The organism is Streptomyces pathocidini (assembly GCF_001418495.1).
Lineage (GTDB): Bacteria > Actinomycetota > Actinomycetes > Streptomycetales > Streptomycetaceae > Streptomyces > Streptomyces pathocidini.
Map to the genome: position 1 here is coordinate 1 of NZ_LIQY01000379.1, position 6,798 is coordinate 6,798.

At 72.8% G+C, this 6,798-nt stretch carries 5 protein-coding genes; 1 reads left to right on the forward strand and 4 read right to left on the reverse strand.

The annotated features are described in order from the left end of the window. From AOK16_RS17950 to leuS, 4 genes are all read right to left on the reverse strand, one after another. Positions 1-592: SLBB domain-containing protein (locus tag AOK16_RS17950; RefSeq protein WP_240483628.1), on the reverse strand; the 592-nt coding region annotated here is incomplete at its 3' end. 343 nt (positions 593-935) lie between these two features. After that, positions 936-1,784 (reverse strand): DegV family protein, encoded by an 849-nt coding sequence (locus tag AOK16_RS17955; RefSeq protein ID WP_055473253.1) that lies wholly within the window; start codon positions 1,782-1,784, stop codon positions 936-938. Between the two features lie 146 nt (positions 1,785-1,930). Further along, entirely contained in the window at positions 1,931-2,671 is a 741-nt protein-coding gene (locus tag AOK16_RS17960; RefSeq protein WP_055473254.1) for a hypothetical protein, read from the reverse strand. Between the two features lie 129 nt (positions 2,672-2,800). Then, positions 2,801-5,692 carry a leucine--tRNA ligase gene (gene leuS, locus AOK16_RS17965; protein ID WP_055473255.1) on the reverse strand — a complete coding sequence of 964 codons (2,892 nt, stop codon included), beginning with the start codon at positions 5,690-5,692 and terminating at the stop codon, positions 2,801-2,803. A 406-nt stretch (positions 5,693-6,098) separates the two neighbouring features. Here leuS and AOK16_RS17970 point away from each other — a divergent pair. Then, positions 6,099-6,798 (forward strand): ferric reductase-like transmembrane domain-containing protein (locus tag AOK16_RS17970; protein ID WP_478072290.1); only part of this gene is annotated, 700 nt, incomplete at its 3' end.

Genomic DNA, 6,798 nt, shown 5'->3' on the forward strand with positions numbered 1-6,798 from the left:
GGGCGCGCGCGCCGCCCGCCGCCTCGATCGCGTCGGCGACCCGCGCGCCCTGGGCGAGCCGGTAGATCCCGGGCTCGCGGACCTTCCCGACCACGTCCACCACCACCCGGCGGCCCGTACCGCTCGCCGCCGGAGCGCCGGGCAGCGCCCCAGGGGAGCCGCGCGCGGGCGCGCTCGCCGGTGCCGGGGGTGGTTCGGCCGACGGTGCGCGCACGGTCTGTGGGCGGCCAGCCCAGAAGTGGTACGCGGCGAATCCTCCGGCAAGCACCAGCACCGCGGCCAGCGCCACCACCGCCCGCGGCTCGACCCCGCACCTCAACTGCAGCCACACCGGCAGCCGTTCCCGCACCGCGAGCAACCACCGCTCGCGGCGGGAGAGGGAGGGCGTCAGCGGCTCGGCCGGAGGAGCGTCCGCCTCCCATCCCCCTTCCCGCGCCTTGTCCGCCCGCCGCCTGTCACGGTCCTCCTCGACCGGCTCTCCCCCAGCCGCCTGCCGCGGCTCCAGCACCTTCCCGCCCGGTGAAGGCGCAGGAGGCGTGAACAGGGCCTCCGCCCTGGCGCGCAGCGCCGCCACGCCGGGGTCGGCTCCCACGCCTGCCACCCCAACCCCGTCCCGTACGCGGGCAGTTCGGGTATCGCGCCGTCGTCGGCCGCCCGCATGGCGCGGCCCGTGGCGGCGCCGGGCTCGCTGGTCGGACCCCGGCGGACGTCCGGGACCACTCGTACCACCAATCACTCTGCGTGTTCGAAGATTCATGGCGTCGACGGTAGACGCGATCCGCGAACCCCGCCGATCAGCCTCAATTTCTGTGGACAACCGCCCAGTTGTGGAAAACTCCGTCACCCACAGCGACCCCAGCCGTCCTCAACGGCAACCCGGCCGCCCCCGCCAGAGCACACAGAGTCCTCAGAGCACACAGAACGCCCAGAACCCGTCAGCCCTTCGGCGACAGCACCGCCCCCAGCAGCCCCGGCCCGGTGTGCGCGCCGATCACCGCCCCGACCTCGCTCACGTGCAGCTCCCCCAGCCCCGGAACCCGCGCCCGCAGCCGCGTCGCCAACTGCTCGGCGCGCTCCGCCGCGGCCAGGTGGTGGACCGCGATGTCGACCGGGCTCGAACCCGCCCGCTCGACCACGAGCTCCTCGAGCCGCGCGATGGCCCTGGACGCCGTACGGACCTTCTCCAGCAGTTCGATGCGCCCGCCGTCCAGCTGGAGCAGCGGCTTCACGGCGAGCGCCGAGCCGAGCAGGGCCTGCGCCGCGCCAATGCGGCCGCCGCGGCGCAGATAGTCGAGGGTGTCGACGTAGAAGTACGCGGAGGTGGCCTCGGCGCGCTTCTCGGCGGCCACCACGGCCTCGTCCAACGTGCCCCCCGACTCGGCGGTCTCCGCTGCCGCCAGCGCGCAGAAGCCCAGCGCCATGGCCACCATTCCGGTGTCCACGACCCGCACCGGAACGGGCGCCTCGCGCGCCGCGAGGACCGCGGCGTCGTACGTGCCGGACATCTCCGCGGACAGGTGCAGCGAGACGATCCCGTCCGCGCCCGCCCCGGCCGCGGCCCGGTAAGCGGCAGCGAACATCGCGGGACTGGGCCGGGAGGTCGTCACCGGCGTGCGGCGCTGCAGCGCCTGCGCGACCGAACGGGCCGATACCTCGGTGCCCTCCTCCAGCGCCTGGTCCCCGAGCACCACGGTCAGCGGCACCGCGGTGATGCCATGCCGCTCCATGGCCCCCTGGGGCAGGTAGGCCGTGGAATCGGTGACGATGGCGACATGGGGGGACATGACTTGGAGGTTATCCGGGGACGCCCGGACCCGACAGTGCGGGCCCACACCCGCCGCTCGGACGCCGTCCGCTCCGCCGCCGTCCGACTCCCCGCCCCACTACCGTCCAACCGCCTGCCGGGCCACGCGACTTGGGCCCCCGCGGCTCAGGTCGTGCTCTCCGGCCGCCGGGTCGTCTTCTCCCAGGGGTACGCGATGCGCTGCCGGGGGTCCTTCGCGGTGATCGCGGGCGGAGGCTCCTGGGCCGGGGCGTCCGGCCGGGACACGTCCGGCCAGGAGGACGGCGGCGGGGTGGCCGCGGCGGCCTCGCGCTCCGTACGCGCGCCGGCGCCGGCCTCCGGTCCGGCAGTCCAGTGCCGGAGTGCGCCCGTCTCGACCTCGATCTGGGTGCCCAGCGCCGCCAGGTCGTCGTCGGCGAACCGCCGGGCACGGTCCTGGGCGGCCCAGCGCAGCTCGTCCGCGTGACCGGTGATCCGCAGGGTGCGCTCGCGCAGTTCGGGAAGGCGGGCCGCGGTCCTGGCCCGGTCCGGTTCCTGCTCCAGCTGCCGCAGTTCGGCGTCCAGTTCGCGCCCGTGGGCACTCAGCCGCTCGAAGAGGGCCAGCGCCTCCGACAGCGAGGCGTCCTCGGACGGGGCCGCGTGCAGCGCGTCCTGGGTGGCTCTCATAGAGGTGCGCAGCGAGAGCCGCACCTCGGCGACCTGGCCCAGCACGCCCGGCTGGGCGAGCTGCCGGGCCTTGAGCGCGGTGTCCTCGACCGTGCGCCGCGCCTGGGCGACCGTGCGGTCCACGCCGCGCTTCGCCGCTCCCACCGCCTTCACCGTGGCGTACGCACCGAGCACCACAAGAGCCAGGAACAGCAGCGCGAGGATGAGCATCGCGGCTTCCATGAGCGCTCCTTCACCGAGGACCAGGCCGTGTCTCCACCCTAAACGCCCGAGGCCGGTCGAGAGTTCCAGCGGAACCCCCAACCGGCCCGTAGGGGAAGTCCCCGGCCTTGGGCGAAGGCCGGGGGCCGGCTATGCCGGGACGATGTTGACCAGCTTCGGCGCCCGCACGATGACCTTGCGGATGCCCGCCCCGCCCAGCGCCCCGCGCACGGTCTCGTCGCCCAGGGCCAGCGCCTCCAGCTCCTCGTCGGAGATCGAAGGCGGCACCTCCAGGCGCGCCCTGACCTTGCCCTTGATCTGGACGACGCAGGTCACCGTCTCGTCGACCAGGTAGGCCGGGTCGGCGACCGGGAAGTCCTGGTGGACGACCGAGGACGGGTGGCCCAGCCGGTGCCACAGCTCCTCGGCGATGTGCGGGGCCAGCGGGGCCGCCAGCAGCACCAGCCGCTCCGCCACGGACCGGGGGACGGGTCCGCCCGTCTTGGTCAGGTGGTTGTTCACCTCGGTGACCTTGGCGATGGCGGTGTTGAAGCGCAGCCCGGCCATGTCGCCGGTGACCCCGTCGATCGCCTTGTGCAGGGCACGCAGGGTGTCCTCGTCCGGCTCGGCGTCGGTGACCGTCACGGCGCCCGTGTCCTCGTCCACGATGTTGCGCCACAGCCGCTGCAGCAGCCGGTACTGGCCGACCACCGCGCGCGTGTCCCAGGGGCGGGAGACGTCCAGCGGGCCCATCGCCATCTCGTACAGCCGCAGGGTGTCGGCCCCATACTCGGCGCAGATCTCGTCCGGAGTCACCGCGTTCTTCAGGGACTTGCCCATCTTGCCCAGCAGCCGGGAGACCTTCTCGCCCTGGTGGTAGTACGCGCCGTCGCGCTCCTCCACCTCGGCGGCCGGTACGGCGATGCCGCGGCTGTCCCGGTAGACATAGGCCTGGATCATGCCCTGGTTGAACAGCTTGTGGAACGGTTCGGCCGAGGAGACGTGGCCCAGGTCGAACAGCACCTTGGACCAGAACCGGGCGTACAGCAGGTGCAGTACGGCGTGCTCGGCGCCGCCCACGTACAGGTCGACGCCGCCGTGGGGCTGCCCGTCGCGCGGGCCCATCCAGTAGCGCTCGATCTCCGGGTCGACCGGCTTCCCGGAGTTGTGCGGGTCCAGGTAGCGCAGCTCGTACCAGCACGAACCCGCCCAGTTGGGCATGGTGTTGGTCTCACGGCGGAACCGGCGCGTGCCGCGGCCGTCGCCCAGGTCCAGCTCGACGTTGACCCAGTCCTCGTTGCGGGACAGCGGGGTCTCCGGCTGGGTGTCCGCGTCGTTCGGGTCGAAGGTGCGCGGCGAGTAGTCGTCAACCTCGGGCAGCTCCAGGGGCAGCATCGACTCGGGCAGCGCGTGGGCGATGCCGTCCTCGTCGTAGACGATGGGGAACGGCTCGCCCCAGTAGCGCTGGCGGCTGAACAGCCAGTCGCGCAGCCGGAAGTTGACGGTGCCCTCGCCGATGCCACGGGCGGCCAGCCACTCGGTCATCCTGACCTTGGCGTCGACGACGCCCAAGCCGTCCAGGGAGACGCCCTCGCCCGTGGAGTTCACGATCTTCGCATCGTAGGAGCCGAACGCGTCCTCCCACGTAGTCGGATCGCTCCCGCGCCCGTCACTGGGCTCCACGACGCAGCGCATCGGCAGCTCGAAGACGCGCGCGAAGGCGAAGTCGCGGGCGTCGTGCGCCGGGACGGCCATGACCGCGCCGGTGCCGTAGCCGGCCAGGACGTAGTCGGCGATGAAGACCGGGACTCGCTCGCCGCTGACCGGGTTGGTCGCGTACGCGCCCGTGAAGACGCCGGTCTTGTCCTTGGCCTCGGTCTGCCGCTCGACGTCGGACTTGGCCGCGGCCTGCTTGCGGTACTCGGCCACCGCCTCGGCCGGGGTGGCGTACCCGCCGGTCCACACCGCGTGCGTGCCCTCGGGCCAGGCCGCGGGGACGATCGCGTCGACCAGCTCGTGCTCGGGCGCCAGGACCATGTACGTGGCGCCGAACAGGGTGTCCTGACGGGTCGTGAAGACGGTGATCGAGGCGTCCCCGTCACCGGCCTTGTGGACGGGGAAGTCGATGCGGACGCCCTCGCTGCGGCCGATCCAGTTGCGCTGCTGCAGCTTGATGGCCTCGGGCCAGTCCAGCGCGTCCAGGTCGTCCAGCAGCCGGTCCGCGTACGCGGTGATCCGCATGTTCCACTGGCGCAACTTGGCCTTGAAGACGGGGAAGTTGCCACGCTCGGAGCGGCCCTCGGCCGTGACCTCCTCGTTGGCCAGGACCGTGCCCAGGCCCGGGCACCAGTTGACGGGGGCGTCGGAGGCGTACGCCAGGCGGAACCCGCCCAGGACGTCGGCGCGTTCGGCGGTGCTCAGCGCGCCCCAGGGGCGCCCGTCGGGCGTCGCGCGCTCCCCGCTCTCGAACTGGGCCACCAGCTCGCCGATCGGCCGGGCCCGCTTCGCGGTGTCGTCGTACCAGGAGTTGAAGATCTGCAGGAAGATCCACTGGGTCCAGCGGTAGTAGTCCGGGTCGATCGTGGCGAAGGACCGGCGCTGGTCGTGGCCCAGGCCCAGGCGGCGCAGCTGGGCCTTCATGTTGCGGATGTTGGCCTCGGTGCTCACGCGCGGGTGGGTGCCGGTCTGCACCGCGTACTGCTCGGCAGGCAGGCCGAAGGCGTCGAAGCCCAGCGTGTGCAGGACGTTGTGGCCGGTCATGCGGGCGAAGCGCGCGTAGACGTCGGTGGCGATGTAGCCCAGCGGGTGGCCGACGTGCAGGCCGGCACCCGAGGGGTACGGGAACATGTCCATGATGAACTTTTTGGGCAGGGCCACGCGCGCGGGGTCCCCCGCCAGGTCCCCGCTCGGGTTGGGCGCCGCGTAGGTGCCCTCGGCGTCCCAGAAGTCCTGCCAGCGTGCCTCGATGTCGGCGGCCATCGCAGCCGTGTAGCGGTGCGGGGCGGCCACCTCGGCGGCGGAGGCGGAATGGGTCTCGCTCATCGTCCTCAAAGCTCCATCGGTCGTCTCTGCGGCGGTTTCTGAAAGGGCCGCGGCCGTGAACGGCCGTGCCCCATAAACGAAAAGACCCCTCGCACAGGAGGGGACGCCGCGCCGATTCCGTCAGGTGTTTTCCCACCTGGCGGGACTGATCAGCGCGGCCCGCTAAGCAGAAGGCGTACGGCACGCATGGGCTCAGGGTACCGCAGCGGCACCTTCGGCCGCGCAGAGCCACCGGCGGGCCCATAAAGAGCCGGAACTCCGCCCCTGGGCCAGTGATCCGGGTGCAAGCGCTGTCACCAATTGACACTCGGGCAAATAACGAAACAGCCACGATGATCTTCCACAGGCCATTTAGCATGCGGTGCGGATCCGGGACCCCTGTCCCCGCACCACTGGAGTTGTCCGCATGCACCCTCATCGCAAGCTCGGTCTCAACCCCCACCGGAAAGTTCGGACTCCGCCCGCCCTGCCACGGCCGGCTCGCCTTGTTGCGACGGCCGGCGCCGTGGTTCTCATACCGGCCCTGGCCCTCGCGTCCGGTGACGCGCTCCGTGCGGCCCTCGACCACACCGGCGGCGTCCTGGCCCTGGTGTCCCTGACCGCCGCGGTCGTCTGGGGCCTGATAGCCACCCACCGCGTCCTGCTCGAACCCCGGCACCGGCTGCTCGCCCAGGGCGTGCACCGGGCCCTGGGGACCGGGTCCCTCGGCTTCCTGCTCCTCCACGTCACGCTCAAGGTCGCGGCGGGGCATGTGAGCCCGGCCGGCGCCCTGGTGCCGTTCGGCCTCGGCGTACGCGGCTCGGCCGGGCTCATCGGGCTGGGCACGCTCGCCGCGTACCTCTTGGTCGTCGCGGGCGCCACCGGCGCCGCCCGCAGCGCCTTCGCCGTCCCGGGGCAGGCCGCGGGAAGCTGGCGGGCGCTGCATGCCCTGGCCTACCCGGCGTGGTGCGCGGCCCTGCTGCACGGCCTCAACGCGGGCCGCCCGGCCGCCGGTTGGGTCGTCGCCCTCTACGCGCTCTGCCTGGCAGCCGTGGGCTGCGCCGTCGCCGTACGCCTGCTGCCGCAGGCCGGTCGGCGCCGCATCGCGCGCGTGCTGATGGCCCCGC